13 protein-coding genes and 1 pseudogene are annotated in these 13,377 nt (G+C 71.0%); 8 read left to right on the top strand and 6 right to left on the bottom strand.

The genetic code is table 11. The features are described from left to right. Positions 1-14 precede the first annotated feature (14 nt). Positions 15-899: a pentapeptide repeat-containing protein gene (locus tag ACY0PA_RS31460; protein WP_473080870.1), complete on the bottom strand. Its 885-nt coding sequence runs from the start codon at positions 897-899 to the stop codon at positions 15-17. Positions 900-1,148: 249 nt separating this feature from the next. Here ACY0PA_RS31460 and ACY0PA_RS31455 point away from each other — a divergent pair, with 249 nt between their 5' ends. The 3 genes and pseudogenes from ACY0PA_RS31455 (at position 1,149) to ACY0PA_RS31445 (ending at position 3,707) form a co-directional block, all read left to right on the top strand. Further along, positions 1,149-2,351, top strand: coding sequence for an RNA-guided endonuclease InsQ/TnpB family protein (locus tag ACY0PA_RS31455; RefSeq protein WP_473080869.1), 1,203 nt, complete (start codon positions 1,149-1,151; stop codon positions 2,349-2,351). A 67-nt stretch (positions 2,352-2,418) separates the two neighbouring features. After that, a pseudogene (locus ACY0PA_RS31450) lies at positions 2,419-3,135 on the top strand (cytochrome P450); the annotation flags it as partial. 110 nt (positions 3,136-3,245) lie between these two features. Then, positions 3,246-3,707 (top strand): hypothetical protein, encoded by a 462-nt coding sequence (locus tag ACY0PA_RS31445; protein ID WP_473080868.1) that lies wholly within the window; start codon positions 3,246-3,248, stop codon positions 3,705-3,707. A gap of 19 nt (positions 3,708-3,726) precedes the next feature. On the opposite strand, the gene msrB is transcribed toward ACY0PA_RS31445, so the two are convergent. The 4 genes from msrB to ACY0PA_RS31425 all read right to left on the bottom strand — a co-directional run bounded on the left by msrB (position 3,727) and on the right by ACY0PA_RS31425 (position 7,054). Further along, positions 3,727-4,134 carry a peptide-methionine (R)-S-oxide reductase MsrB gene (gene msrB, locus ACY0PA_RS31440; protein ID WP_473080867.1) on the bottom strand — a complete coding sequence of 136 codons (408 nt, stop codon included), beginning with the start codon at positions 4,132-4,134 and terminating at the stop codon, positions 3,727-3,729. Between the two features lie 13 nt (positions 4,135-4,147). Further along, positions 4,148-5,557 carry a UDP-N-acetylmuramate--L-alanine ligase gene (murC, locus tag ACY0PA_RS31435; RefSeq protein ID WP_473080866.1) on the bottom strand — a complete coding sequence of 470 codons (1,410 nt, stop codon included), beginning with the start codon at positions 5,555-5,557 and terminating at the stop codon, positions 4,148-4,150. A gap of 105 nt (positions 5,558-5,662) precedes the next feature. Beyond that, the gene (locus ACY0PA_RS31430; protein ID WP_473080865.1) at positions 5,663-6,136 is read right to left on the bottom strand and encodes an indole-3-glycerol phosphate synthase; all 474 of its coding nucleotides are present in this window, start codon (positions 6,134-6,136) and stop codon (positions 5,663-5,665) included. A 144-nt stretch (positions 6,137-6,280) separates the two neighbouring features. Continuing rightward, positions 6,281-7,054, bottom strand: coding sequence for a pyrimidine reductase family protein (locus ACY0PA_RS31425; protein ID WP_473080864.1), 774 nt, complete (start codon positions 7,052-7,054; stop codon positions 6,281-6,283). Between ACY0PA_RS31425 and zapE the strand changes: the two genes are divergently transcribed. Beyond that, positions 7,053-8,183, top strand: coding sequence for a cell division protein ZapE (gene zapE, locus ACY0PA_RS31420; protein WP_473080863.1), 1,131 nt, complete (start codon positions 7,053-7,055; stop codon positions 8,181-8,183). The two genes, ACY0PA_RS31425 and zapE, sit on opposite strands and share 2 nt — an antisense overlap. A gap of 13 nt (positions 8,184-8,196) precedes the next feature. Here zapE and ACY0PA_RS31415 read toward each other — a convergent pair whose 3' ends face one another. Then, entirely contained in the window at positions 8,197-8,739 is a 543-nt protein-coding gene (locus ACY0PA_RS31415) for a hypothetical protein (RefSeq protein ID WP_473080862.1), read from the bottom strand. A 178-nt stretch (positions 8,740-8,917) separates the two neighbouring features. Here ACY0PA_RS31415 and ACY0PA_RS31410 point away from each other — a divergent pair, with 178 nt between their 5' ends. The 4 genes from ACY0PA_RS31410 (at position 8,918) to ACY0PA_RS31395 (ending at position 13,352) form a co-directional block, all read left to right on the top strand. Next, the gene (locus tag ACY0PA_RS31410; RefSeq protein ID WP_473080861.1) at positions 8,918-10,318 is read left to right on the top strand and encodes a PhoX family protein; all 1,401 of its coding nucleotides are present in this window, start codon (positions 8,918-8,920) and stop codon (positions 10,316-10,318) included. Between the two features lie 153 nt (positions 10,319-10,471). Further along, positions 10,472-11,344, top strand: coding sequence for a PPK2 family polyphosphate kinase (locus ACY0PA_RS31405; protein WP_473086485.1), 873 nt, complete (start codon positions 10,472-10,474; stop codon positions 11,342-11,344). Between the two features lie 189 nt (positions 11,345-11,533). Next, complete coding sequence (locus ACY0PA_RS31400) at positions 11,534-12,397, top strand: ABC transporter substrate-binding protein (protein WP_473080860.1); 864 nt, start codon at positions 11,534-11,536, stop codon at positions 12,395-12,397. 97 nt (positions 12,398-12,494) lie between these two features. Next, a complete protein-coding gene (locus ACY0PA_RS31395; RefSeq protein ID WP_473080859.1) occupies positions 12,495-13,352 on the top strand; it encodes a polysaccharide deacetylase family protein in 858 nt (285 codons plus the stop codon). The last annotated feature ends 25 nt before the right edge of the window (positions 13,353-13,377 follow it).

Below are 13,377 nucleotides of genomic sequence, written 5' to 3'. Positions count from 1 at the left end.
CGCGAGGCGCGTGCCTACCAGTGCGCGGGGCGGCTCAGGGTGGCCGGGATCCTGGTCGAGGCGTCCCCGCGGGCCGCGTTGACCTGCGCCTGCGTGAGGAAGATGCTGCCGGTCAGATCGGCGCCCTGAAGGCGCGCGTCGCGGAGGTCGGCCCCTATGAGGTCGGCTTCGCGCAGGTCGGCGCCGGTGAGGTCGGCCGCTATCAGGTAGGCGCCGCGCAGGTTGGCACCCCGCAGATCGGCGCCCTTGAGGCGGGCGCCCATCAGGTCGGCGCCCCGGTGGTTCTTCTTCCGGCCGGGCACGGCCGCCCGTACGAGTTCGCTGACCTTCAGGAGCGTCTCGCTGACCTCGCCGCGGAGGGTGGGGACGTCGGCCGCGGCGAGGGTGGCGGCGTCGGCGCGGGTGAGCTCCTCGATCCCGTCGAGGGCGCGCCGCACCTCCGCGTGCGCCGGGCGGGCCCGCTCCAGCTCCATCGCCTCGGTCAAGTACCAGAGCAGTTCGTGCAGTTGGCGCATGACGGGGAAGACGTCGAACATCGTGCGCGCGGTCCCGCGCGACGTACGCCAGTCCTCGCCGCCGAACGTGACCTGTGACACCTGCTGGCCGGCGCCGAAGCAGTCGAAGACCGTGCAGCCCGAGTAGCCCTTGTCACGGAGCGTGGTGTGGATGCCGCAGCGGAAGTCGTCCTGGAGGTTGTGGCACGGCCGGCCCGCGGCCTTGTCCGCGGCGAAGTCGGAGGACTTGGCGAAGGGCAGCGCGACACAGCACAGCCCGAAGCAGTTCCCGCAGTCGGCGCGCAGGTCGAGCCGGCGGCGGTGCCCGGCCTCCGGAACGGCGCCGGCGCCCGGGCTTTCCGACGCTGAGGCCACGGGCCTGCGGGTTTCGCGCTTCTGGGACAACGGGCCCGGTCTCCTGCGTGGTGACGGTGGGCCGGGTGCGGCCACTCGCGGCGGCGCCCGGTTCGGACGTTCATTGTCCCTGATGCCCCGCGCGCCCTTGTGTGACCCGGGGGCGCCGCGCCACGGGGCGGCGACGGCGCGCGCAGAAGTGGCGTACACCCGCGGGGCCGTAGCGGAGTTTCGCCGCCAAGGGCAGGGCACTCCGACCCGCAGGTTGATCTTTAACCGTGGCACCGTTAGTTTGTAAACGTGACTGAGACGCATGCGAAGCGGGCGTTCAAGTACCGCTTCTACCCCACGGACGAGCAGGCAGCCGAGCTGTCGCGCACGTTCGGCTGCGTGCGGAAGGTCTACAACCTGGCGCTCGCCGCCCGGACGGAAGCGTGGGCGCGGCAGGAGCGGGTGAACTACAACGCGACGTCAGCGATGCTGACGGCGTGGAAAAAGACCGAGGAACTCGCGTTCCTGAACGAGGTCTCTTCGGTTCCGCTCCAGCAGTGTTTGCGGCACTTACAGGCGGCCTTCACCAGCTTCTTCGGTAAGCGGGCGCGGTATCCGCGTTTCAAATCGAAGAAGAAGTCGCGCAGGTCCGCCGAGTACACCGCCTCCGGTTTCCGCTTCCGGGACGGGAAGCTGACGCTGGCGAAGATGGCTCAGCCGCTGGACATCGTGTGGTCCCGTCCGCTCCCGAAGGAGGCGAAGCCGTCTACGGTGACCGTCTCTCAGGACGCGGCGGGGCGCTGGTACGTCTCCATGCTGTGCGAGGACCCCAGCATCAATCCGCTGCCCGCAGCCGCCGGTAAGTCAGTGGGCGTTGACGTTGGCCTGGACCACCTTCTGACCCTGTCCACCGGCGAAAAGATCGCCAACCCGAGGCACGAGCGCCGCGACCGCGCCCGGCTCGCCCTGGCTCAGCGCCGTCTGGCGAAGAAGGCCAAGGGGGGTGGAGCCAACCGGCGCAAGGCCCGGCGTAAAGTCGCCAGGATCCACGCCCGGATCGCCGACCGGCGCCGGGACGGCCTGCACAAGCTGACGACCCGACTCGTTCGTGACAACCAAACGATCGTGATCGAGGAACTGACCGTGCGGAACATGGTCAAGAACCGGCACCTCGCCCGCGCCATCAGCGATGCGGCGTGGGCCGAGTTCCGGACCCTGCTGGAGTACAAGGCCGCCTGGTACGGGCGAGAAGTGATCGTCGTCGACCGCTTCTTCCCCTCGTCCAAGCTGTGTTCCGCCTGCGGCAGTCTCCAGGAGAAGATGCCACTCAACGTCCGTAGCTGGACGTGCGGAAGCTGTGGTGCGACCCACGACCGGGACGTGAACGCGGCGAAGAACCTGCTGGCCGTCGGACTGACGGTGTCGGCCTGTGGAGCTGGTGTAAGACCTCAACGGAGAACTCCGAGCGGGCCGTCGGCGACGAAGCAGGAAACCCCACGGCGCGAGCCGTAGGGATCCCCCTCCTTCAGAAGGGGAAGAAGTCAACCGCTCCATGATGCTCAACAACACCCGACACCACCACCAGGACCCGGACGAGGCGGACGAGGCGGACGAGCCCGTTCTGGACGCCGACGGCAGACCGGTCGACCCGCGCTCCCCCGCGATGCTGGGCGACATGTTCGCCTACGCGCGCTCGCTCGCCGCGCACAAGCGGACCCACCCGGCGGACGACGTCATGACGGTCCTGGCCACCGACCCCGACCTGACGGCGGCCGAACTCGAGATGTTCTTCTTCCTGCTCACGGTCGCCGGCAACGACACGGTGCGCAGCGCGGCCCCCGGCGGCCTTCTGGAGCTGGCCCGGGCGCCAAAGGCGTACGGTCTGCTGCGCGACGGGAAGGCCGACCCGGCGACGGCGGTCGACGAGCTCCTGCGCCGCCATCCGCCGGTCCTCACGTTCCGCCGCACCGCCGCCCGCGACGCGGTCCTGGCGGGCCGCCGTGTCCGCGCGGGCGACAAGGTCGTCGTCTTCCACGCCTCGGCCAACCACGACGAACGCGTCTTCACCGACCCGCACCGCCTCGACCTCGCCCGCAGCCCCAACCCGCATGTCTCGTTCGGGGACGGCCCGCACGTCTGCCTGGGCGCGCACTTCGCGCGCCTGCAGCTGCGAGTGCTGTACGAGGAGACCTGCCGGACCCTGCCGGTGCTCGAGCTGGCGGGCCCACCACGGCGGCTGCTGTCGAACTTCATCAACGGTGTGAAGGAGCTTCCGGTTGCCACGGCCCCCGGCTGACCGCTCTCCCCGGTCTCTCGTGGCCCGGGCCACCCGCCGGGCCCGGTACCGTGGGGAAGGAACGATCTCGTGGGCCTCCTGGCGGGCTGCGTGAACCCAGGAGGAACCAGATGACGACGAACCGCGGACGCAAGCACGTGATCCGGAGCCGGATGACGTCGACCGGAGAGTCGTACGTCGTCGCCGCGAAGAACCTCAAGGCGATGAAGGACATGGGCGCCACCGCGGAGGCCGTGCGCACCCAGCGCTGGCGGCCCGCGGACTCCCTCGACGTCCCCTGCCCCTGCGGCGGCACGTGCGAGCCCGGCGAGAAGTGCGACCGCTGTCACGCCCGCCACCGTCACGTGGGCCGGGCCCCCGGCAGCCTCACGGACGTCGAGACGTGGATGGACAAGTACGACTGCATGGGCTGCGCGTCCTCGTACACGCTGACCGTCGTCCTGCCCGGCCGCCCGTGGGGCATCGCCGAGACGGTGGTCCTGGGCGGCTCCGCGGAGCCGGAGGTCCGGGCCCGCGTCTTCCCGGGCGTCGTCCACCCGATGATGCGCCCGGAGACGCCGGCGGAGGACTGAGCCTCCGCCGGGACCCCGGTCAGCTCGCTTCCGGTGCCAGCTTCAGCGAGATCGAGTTGATGCAGTACCGCTGGTCCGTCGGGGTGGGGTAGCCCTCGCCCTCGAAGACGTGGCCGAGGTGCGAGCCGCAGCGGGCGCAGCGCACCTCGGTGCGGACCATGCCGTGCGAACGGTCCGCGATCAGCTCGACCGCGTCCGTGTCCTTCGGGTCGAAGAAGGACGGCCAGCCGCAGTGCGACTCGAACTTCTCGCCCGAGGTGAAGAGCTCCGCGCCACACGCGCGACAGGAGTAGACGCCCTTGGTCTTGGTGTCCGTGTACTCACCGACGAAGGCGGGCTCGGTGCCGGCCTGGCGCAGTACCGCGTACTCCGCCGGGGTCAGCTCCGCGCGCCACTCCTCGTCAGGCTTTTCGACGTCGTACGACATTCAGCTCAGTCCTTCACTTGGCAAGGCGGTCCAGGCTGATCCTTTTCAAGATCAGCGGGCCGAGCTCCGTGACGTCACCCGCGCCCATGGTCAGAACAAGGTCGCCCGGCTTGGCCATTCCCGCGATCACGTCGGGCACGGTCGCCTTGTCGTGGACGGCGTCCACGTCGGCGCCCGCCGCGCGGGCCGCGTCGACGATGAGGCCGCTGGTGATGCCGGGGATCGGGTCCTCACGGGCCGGATAGATGTCCAGGACCACGGACGCGTCGGCGAGGGCGAGGGCGTCGCCCATCTCCTTGCCGAGCTCCTGGGTGCGGGAGAAGAGGTGGGGCTGGAAGACGACGAGGATCCGGGAGTCCCCCGCGGCCGAGCGCATCGCCTCGAGGTCGGCGGACATCTCGGTGGGGTGGTGCGCGTACGAGTCGATGACCTGTACGCCGTTCTCCTCGCCCTTGAGCTGGAGGCGGCGCTTGACGCCGGTGTACGACTTCAGGGCCGCGGCCAGGTTGCGGGAGGGGATGCCGAGCGCGACGCCGGCGGCGAGCGCCGCGACCGCGTTGTGCGCGTAGTGGCGGCCGGGGACCGAGACGGTGAAAGTGAGCAGCTTGCCGTCGAGGAGGACGGTGACCTCGCTGGTCAGACCGCGCGGAGTGACCTTGTGGATGCGGACGTCGGCCGCCTGAGACTCGCCGTAGGTGACGACCTTGAGGGACGTCGTGTCGCGCAGCCGGCGGGTGAGCTCGACCGCGCCGGACTGGTCCGCGGCGATGACGAGCGTGCCACCGGGGACGATCTTGGAGGCGAAGGTCTCGAAGGACTCGTAGATCTCGTCCATCGAGGCGTAGTTGGCGTGGTGGTCGAGCTCGACGTTGAGGACGATGGCGACCTCGGGCGCGTACTTGTGGAAGCTGCGGTCCGACTCGTCGGCCTCGGCGACGAAGATCTCGCCCTCGCCGTGCAGCGCGTTCGAGCCGGGGGCGTCGAGGTCGCCGCCGATGGCGTACGAGGGGTCGAGGCCCAAGGAGGACAGCGACACCGCCAGCATCGACGTGGTCGTCGTCTTGCCGTGCGTGCCGGCGACCGCGATGGGGCGCAGGCCGTCCATGAGGGAGGCGAGCGCGTCGGAGCGGTGGACGACCGGGATGCCGAGCTCGGCGGCGCGGGCCAGCTCGGGGTTGTCGGCGCGGATCGCGGAGGAGACGACGACGCAGGTGGCGTCCGGCGCGAGGTGCGCGGCGTCGTGGCCGATGTGGACGGTGGCGCCGAGCGAGCGCAGCGCCTGCGCCGTGGCGGACTCCCGGGAGTCGCTGCCGGCGACCTGGGCGCCGCGCTGCGTGAGGATCTTCGCGATGCCCGACATTCCGGCGCCGCCGATCCCGATGAAGTGCGGTCGGTCCATGGCGGTGGGCAGGCCGGGTGCCATTGGTTTCTCCCTGGGACGGTGTGCTGCTGCGTGCCCACTGTGCGGGCAGGCTCAGCCTACTTTCTCCGTGCACCCCGCCCGCGCAACCCCGTACCGCCCCGGCGGCTACGCCTTGCTGTACGAGAAGAGCTTCAGGACCGGGACGCCCACCTTGTGCCGGGCGCGCGAGGCCCAGTCGCGGTGGAAGAACTCCTCCACGTAGTGCGGGTCGGTCAGGACGATGACCTCGTCGGCGCCGATCTCGTCGACGAGGGACTTCAGGGCGTCCAGGGGGTGGTCCTCGACGAGGCGGCCCTCGGCCTCGCAGCCCGCCTGGTGGAGTGCGGTGAGGGAGACCTGGAGCGCTTGTTCGCCGGGTTCCGTGGCGTCCTCGCCCTCCGGTACGTCCCTTTCCTTCGCCGCGTCGTCGAGCTCCCCCATGGCGACGTCGTCGATGGCCCGCAGCAGGCGGTCGGCCTGGTCGCCGCGGGGCTGGAGCAGCACGTGGAAAGTGACTTCCTCGTCACCGTGCAAGGTGGTGACGAACTCCACGTCGGTGGACGTCAGGGCCTTCTCGATCATCAATACGCTCGTGAACACGACAGGCGCCCTTCTTCTCTCCTCCGTGGGCCGTCGACTCTCGACCGGTCCCTGCGGAAACCATCCTGCCCCGTGGCCGCACGGGGTCTGCGAGATTTAGTGTGCCCAGCGGAAGCTAAACGGAACGGCAGATTCCGCTGATTGTCAGCTCCGACGGTATCGGGTGAACAGGAACCCGGCCTCTTCCAGCACAGAAGCCATCTCGAAACGTTCAGGGACGGTCAGGGACGGTCCGCCGGCAATCCGCTGGGCGTCTCCTGCGGTGAGCATCGGCGACAGCGTGAGGCAGAGTTCGTCGAGCACCTGTGCGGCCACGAACTGGCCGAGCAGGCGGGGTCCGCCCTCCGTGAGCAGCCGGGTCAGCCCGCGCTCCGCGAGCGCCCCGACCACACGCTCCGGCTCGACCGTGGAGCCCTCGCCGGCGATCAGCACCTCGGCGCCCGCCTTGCGTGCGGCGTCCAGCCGGTCGGGCGGCGCTCCGGCGCCGGTGACCACGAACGTGGGAACGAGGGGGGAGGTGAACAGCGGGAGGGAGAAGTCGAGGTCCAGGCTCCCGGTGATCACCGCGATGGCCGCGGCGGGTGCCTGTCCGGCAGCCTCCCTGCGCCCGGCGAAGGCCTCACGCGCGCGTGCCGGGCGATAGCCCTCCAGGCGGACCGTTTCCGCACCGACGAGGACGGCGTCCGCGAGCCCGCGCAGGGTGCCGAAGATCCGCATGTCGGCAGCGCTCGAGATGCCCTGCGAGCGGCCGTCGTGGTGGGCGGCGCCGTCGAGCGTGGAGACCATGTTGGCGCGCAGCCAGACGTCCTGCCCGGCGGGGTAGGCATAGGCGTCCGCGAGCTCGTCGAGACTCCATTCACGGGCTTTGTGGGCCGCGTGATCTGCTGTTTCGTACGTCACAGGGAACAGGCGTCGCATGTCACGCAGTGTCGCACGGCGTCTAGAGTTGGGTGCTGTGTCGTCCTCCATCACTGCCCCGGCCCATAGTCCGATAGCCGACGCGGCCCCGCTGTCCCTGTGCGCCCGTGAACCGCTCGTCCCCGCGGACCGTCTGGTCGCCGAGATGGTGCCCCCGCCGCGCTTCGACTCGGTCCGCTTCGAGACGTACATCCCGGACCCCGGTCAGCCCACCCAGACCGAGACGGTGCGGGTCCTGAGCGGCTTCGCGGCCGGGCTCGGCGGCGCCCACGCGAGCGGCGCGGTCAGGCGCCGCTGGTTCGCGAAGAAGCCGGCGGCCCCCACGGCCCCCCGCGGCGTCTATCTGGACGGCGGCTACGGCGTCGGCAAGACCCACCTCCTCGCCTCCCTCTGGCACGCCACACCGGCGGCCCCCGAGCAGAAGGCGTTCGGCACGTTCGTCGAGCTGACGAACCTGGTGGGCGCGCTCGGCTTCCAGCAGACCGTACGCACGCTCGGCGAGCACCGGCTGCTGTGCATCGACGAGTTCGAGCTGGACGACCCGGGCGACACCGTCCTGGTGTCGAGCCTGCTCGGCAAGCTCGTCGACGCGGGCGTCGCGCTCGCCGCGACCTCGAACACGCTGCCGGGCAAGCTCGGTGAGGGCCGGTTCGCCTCCGCCGACTTCCTGCGCGAGATCCAGGGCCTGTCCGCCCACTTCCGCCCCCTGCGGATCGACGGCGACGACTACCGCCACCGCGGCCTGCCCGAGGCGCCCGCCCCGTTCTCCGACGAACAGGTGACGAAGGCGGCGTACGCGACCCAGGGCGCCTCGCTCGACGACTTCCCGCATCTGCTCGACCACCTCGCGCGCGTGCACCCCAGCCGCTACGGCGCCCTGACGGACGACCTCAACGCGGTCTGCCTGACCGACGTGCAGCCGGTCCCCGACCAGTCGACGGCGCTGCGCCTCGTCGTGCTCGCCGACCGGCTCTACGACCGTGAGATCCCCGTGCTCGCCTCCGGCCTCCCCTTCGACCAGCTGTTCAGCGAGGAGATGCTGAACGGCGGCTACCGCAAGAAGTACTTCCGTGCGATCTCCCGGCTGACGGCGCTGGCACGGGATGCCAAGGGGTTGGTACACGCATAAGGGCTGCCCGAGGTCACCTCCGGCGCCGCCGCTCGGCCACGAGCCCGACCACAAAGCCCGCCGCGCTGATGAGCACCGTCAGGACAGCGGCAAACACCGCGCTGCCAAGCCAGTCGGCGTCCTTGTCCTGCCACGCGTCCTCGCTCCACGTCACCACCGTCAACACCACCCACGTACCAGCGACCCAGGCGACAGCGTTCCGGACCGAGAGCGCCTTGAGCGGCTCTGCGAAGTCGGTGTGCTCACGGGCCTCCTGGGCCATGCGCTCCCACCGCAGCGCCAGGGCCAGGAGAAGGCCGACCCCCGCACCGAAGGCGACGACCGCCAGGGCATCGGTCGCCCCCGTGAACCGCCACCCCGCCGCTGCGCTGATCCCCGCCATGAACGCCACCGTCGCGGCCGCCAGCAAGCCGCCCGCGCGCACCGGATGCCGTCGGCCGTACGCCTGGACCCGGCCAGGATGCCGCGGCGCACGGGCCAGGCTCCGCTCGTGGTTCACCATGGCCCGCACCACCACCCGGTCGATCGCGCTCACCGCCCGCAGCAGCACCTTCATGTCCCCTCCTGCCTCTGCCAACCGCCCGGCCCCCTGAGCCGTACGCACGGGACACTAAAGCGGTTACACGAGCAACCACCCCCCAACTGGCTCTGCTACGCGCGTGGTTCCCGTGACGAAAGGCGCGTGATAGACACAGCCGGGTCACAGTTCCTGTCCGCCAGCAGGAGGTTGCCCCATGTCTGAAGCACGTACCGCACGTACCTCTCAGTCCTCCGCGACACGACGTCAGGTCCTCGCGCGCGGCGGCGCTTCCGTCGCCGCGATCGCCTTCGCCGGAAGCCTCTCCGAGCTCTTCGCGGGCACCGCCGCCGCGCAGAGCCTCGGCGACAAGGGCTACGGCCCCCTGGAGCCCGACCCCGCCGGGCTGCTCGACCTGCCCGCGGGGTTCCGCTACAAGGTCCTCTCCCGCGAGGGCGACCCGCTGCGCTCCGGCGAGGGCAAGGTGCCGAGCAACCACGACGGCATGACGGCCCTGAAGGGCAGACACGGCCGGGTCCACCTGGTCCGCAACCACGAGAACCGCGTCACCGCGAAGATCGCCGTGCCGACCGTCGAAGGGCTCACCTACGACCCGATGGGCAAGGGCGGCTGTACGGCGCTCACGCTCGACCAGCACAACAACGTCCTGTCGGAGCGCGTCGCCATCGCCGGCACGGCGGTCAACTGCGCGGGCGGGCACACGCCTTGGGGTACCTGGCTGACCTGCGAGGAGACCGAGGACAAGGCCGGCACGAACGGCTACACCAAGGACCACGGCTTCATCTTCGAGGTCGACCCGGCCGACCCGCACCGCTCGGGCGCCGTGCCGCTGACCGCGATGGGCCGCTTCCAGCACGAGGCGATCGCGATCGACCCGAAGCGGGGCGTCGTCTACGAGACCGAGGACGCCTTCCAGAAGCCGTTCGGTCTCTTCTACCGCTTCCTGCCCAAGAAGCCCGAGGGGGGCCTCGGTTCGCTGCGGGCGGGCGGAACGCTCCAGGCGATGCGGGTGCCCGGGGTGCCCGACCTGTCCGTGATCCAGGAGACGGGCGCGACCTTCGACGGCATCGAGTGGGTCGACGTACCCGACCCGCTCGCCGCGCAGACCCCCATCCGCCTCCAGGACTTCGGCCCGAAGGGCATCACGCACGCACAGAAGCTGGAGGGCTGCTACTGGGGCGGCTCGTCCGTCTACTTCGTCTCCTCCTTCGCCCACAGCGCGGAGGGCTCGGCGGCCGACCACTTCGGGCAGATCTGGCGCTACGACCCCGCTGGGCGCCGCCTCACCCTGGTGATCGTCTTCGGCCCGAGCACCGACGTCCAGCTGCCGGGCGAGGAGCCGGACAACATCTGCCTCGCTCCCAGCGGCGGCCTGATGGTGTGCGAGGACGGCGAGGGCGCGCAGCACGTCTTCGGGGTGACCCGTAAGGGCGACGTGTACGCGATGGCGCGAGGGCGCCAGAACATCGGCACGGCGCAGGAACCCGCGTGGGGCGAGTTCGCGGGCGTCACGTTCTCCCCGGACGGCGACACGATGTACGTCAACTGCTACACGCCCGGGACGACCTTCGCCGTGACGGGGCCCTGGCAGCGGTAGCGCAGGCGCCCGGTACGTCGCACGATCGAGGGACCTGACGGGAAGGGGTGCGCGGTGGCCAAGGCCGGCAAGGACACGAAGCGGAAGGGCAGGGACGAGGCGGCCGAGGGCGCCGGGAAGTCCCGGGACAAGGCCGGACACGGGTCCGGGAAGGTGCCCGGGAAGACCTCCGGCGCTAAGGCGCCCGTCCCGCTTCGTGAGCTGCTGCGCATCCCCGCGGGCAAGCCCGTGGATCTCGCCTCCTACGACGCGCGGGCGACGCCCGCGGGCCCCTCCGCCAAGGCCGCCGGCGTGGAGGCGACCGCCCGTATGGGTGAACGCCTCGCCGCACTCCAGGAGCGCCTGTGGGCCTCCGCCACGGCGGGCGACCGGCGCCGGATCCTGCTGATCCTCCAGGGCATGGACACCAGCGGCAAGGGCGGCACGGTCAAGCACGTCATCGGCCTCTTCAACCCTTCCGGCTGCCGCATCAAGGCGTTCAAGGCGCCGACCGCCGAGGAGCGCGGCCACCCGTTCCTGTGGCGCATCATGCGGGCGCTCCCCGAGCCCGGCGAGATCGGCATCTTCGACCGCTCGCAGTACGAGGACGTCCTCGCGGCCCGCGTCCGCGGCCTCGTCCCGCGCCGCCAAGTGGGCGGCCGCTACGGCCAGATCAACCGCTTCGAGCAGTCGTTGGCCGAGGACGGCGTGACGGTCGTCAAGTGCTTCCTCCACATCTCGTACGAGGAGCAGCGCGAGCGGCTGCTCGAACGGCTCGGCAACCCGGACAAGCACTGGAAGTTCAGCATGGGCGACATCGAGGACCGCGCCCTGTGGCCCGCCTACCAGGAGGCGTACGAGATCGCGCTTGAGCGCTGTTCGACGGATGCCGCGCCCTGGTACGTGGTGCCGGCGGACCGCAAGTGGTACCGCAACTGGGCCGTCAGCAAGCTGCTCCTGGAGCATCTGGAGGCGCTGGACCCGGCGTACCCGAAGGCGGACTTCGACGTGGCCGGGGCGCGGGAGCTGTTGCTCGCGCGGGGGTGAGGCGGGCGGGGTTTTGGCCCGGCCCGTTAAACGTTGCGTCGTGGACGCCTCGCACCAGCGCCGCCGACAACTGCGGCTGATGCACCGAGCGTGCCGACCCCGCCCCTTGGGCAGGGTCTTATGGGTCCTGCCGGGCCCGTAAGACCCTTCAGGACGCCGCCCCCTAGGGACAAAAAGGACACGGGACACATGGAGCGACACGCAGCCTGGGAGTTCACCGACGACCGCGGGCATGTGGCGGCCGCGGGGGACGTGCCGTTACGGGTGGTGGCCTACATACAGGCCGGCGCCACTCTGTGGGACCACGGGATACGGCCGGTGGGGATCTTCGGCTCGTTCCACGACGGGGATCTCGCCGACCCGGCCAAGGCGGGGACGCTGCCGCTCGACGAGGTCCTGTACCTGGGGGCGGGCCACAGCGTGGGGCTGGAGGCGGTGCTCGCGGCCGAGCCCGACCTCGTCGTCGCCGTCACCTACGGCGGCGGTCAGGTGTACGGCGTCGATCCGGACGTGGCGAAGCACCTGGAGGAGCACGTCCCGGTCGTCGTGGTCGACGTCGGTCAGGGCCGTTCGCTCACCGCGGTCAGGGAGCGCTTCGCCGAGCTGACGCGCTCGCTCGCGGCGCGGGACCGGGGCGGGGCCGAACTGGAGCGCGCCATGCGGGAGTTGGAACAGGCCGCGCGGGACAGTCCGGGACGGGTGCTGGCCCTGTCGCCGGGTGGCCCGGACAGCGTCCATCTGGCACGCCCCGCCAAGTGGCCCGACCTGAGCGCGCTGACGGCTCTCGGCGTACGGACCGTCGAACCGCCGCAGGGGCCGGGCGCCAACTGGAACACGGCCGGGTGGGCACAGGCCGCCGCGCTCACGCCCGGCATCGCGCTCGTGGACTCCCGCGCGAACGCGGCCCCGCGCGAGCAGTACGCGGCGAACCCGTACTGGCAGCAGGTCGCGGCCGGGGCACGCCTGCTCCCCTGGAACCCCGAACTCCCGGCGAGCGAGTCCGCGCACGCGCGCTTCTTCGACGAGGTGAGCAGGGCGCTGCGGGACATCTGAGCCCTCACCCCTCACCCCTCGCCCACCTGGCCCGACGCCGCACCGCACACGCGGCATGGTGCGCAATTAATCGTATTAGTACGTTTAATGTCGCCGCGTGATGACCTATGTACGGAGATTTGCACTGGTCTGCGCCCTGGGCGCGCTGGGGGTCGGAACTGCCGCCTGCAGTGGGAGCGGCGGCTCCGCCGGGCATCCGGGGCGAGGGGTGGTGAGCACGAGCGCCTCCGCCGCGCCCTCGCGCCCGCCCACGCTCGCGCCGGGCCCCGCCGGGCTCACCCCCGTGTTCAAGAGCGCGCCCCACCCGCGGGACCGCACCGTGGCCCTCACCTTCGACGCCGACATGACCGCCGACGAGGGCGCCCGCGCCGCGGCCGGTGAGCACTTCGACAACCCGGCCCTGATCGCGACACTGCGCCGGCTGAAGGTGCCCGCGACCGTGTTCATGACCGGGCGGTGGGCCGAGGAGTACCCGGCCGAGGCGAAGTCGATCGGCAGCGATCCGCTCTTCGAGGTAGCCAACCACTCGTACAGCCACTACGCCTTCACCGGTGAGTGCTACGGCCTGCCCACCATGCCGCCCGCGCAGATGCGGACGGACCTGGAGCGCGCCTTCACCGCGTTCCGCAAGGCGGGTGTGAAGCGCACGGTGCCGTACTTCCGCTTCCCGGGCGGGTGTTACGACCAGGAGGTACTGCGGAAGCTGACCCCGGCGGGCGTCACGGCCGTGCAGTGGGACGTGGTGAGCGGGGACGCGTTCGCCACGGACTCGGACGTGGTGGCACAGCAGGTGCTCGACGGGGTGCGGCCCGGTTCGGTCGTCGTCATGCACTGCACCCGCAGCGCGGCGCCCGCCACGGAAGCCGCGGTGCGCGCCGTCGTACCGAAGCTGCGGGAACGCGGGTACCGGTTCGTGCGGGTGTCGGAGCTGATCGGGTCGACGGCCAGACCCTGAAACCGCCTGACCGGGCAGCTGCCCG

This window comes from Streptomyces sp. DS1-CR2 (assembly GCF_055760475.1).
This window is presented reverse-complemented; position numbering and strand designations above follow the sequence as displayed.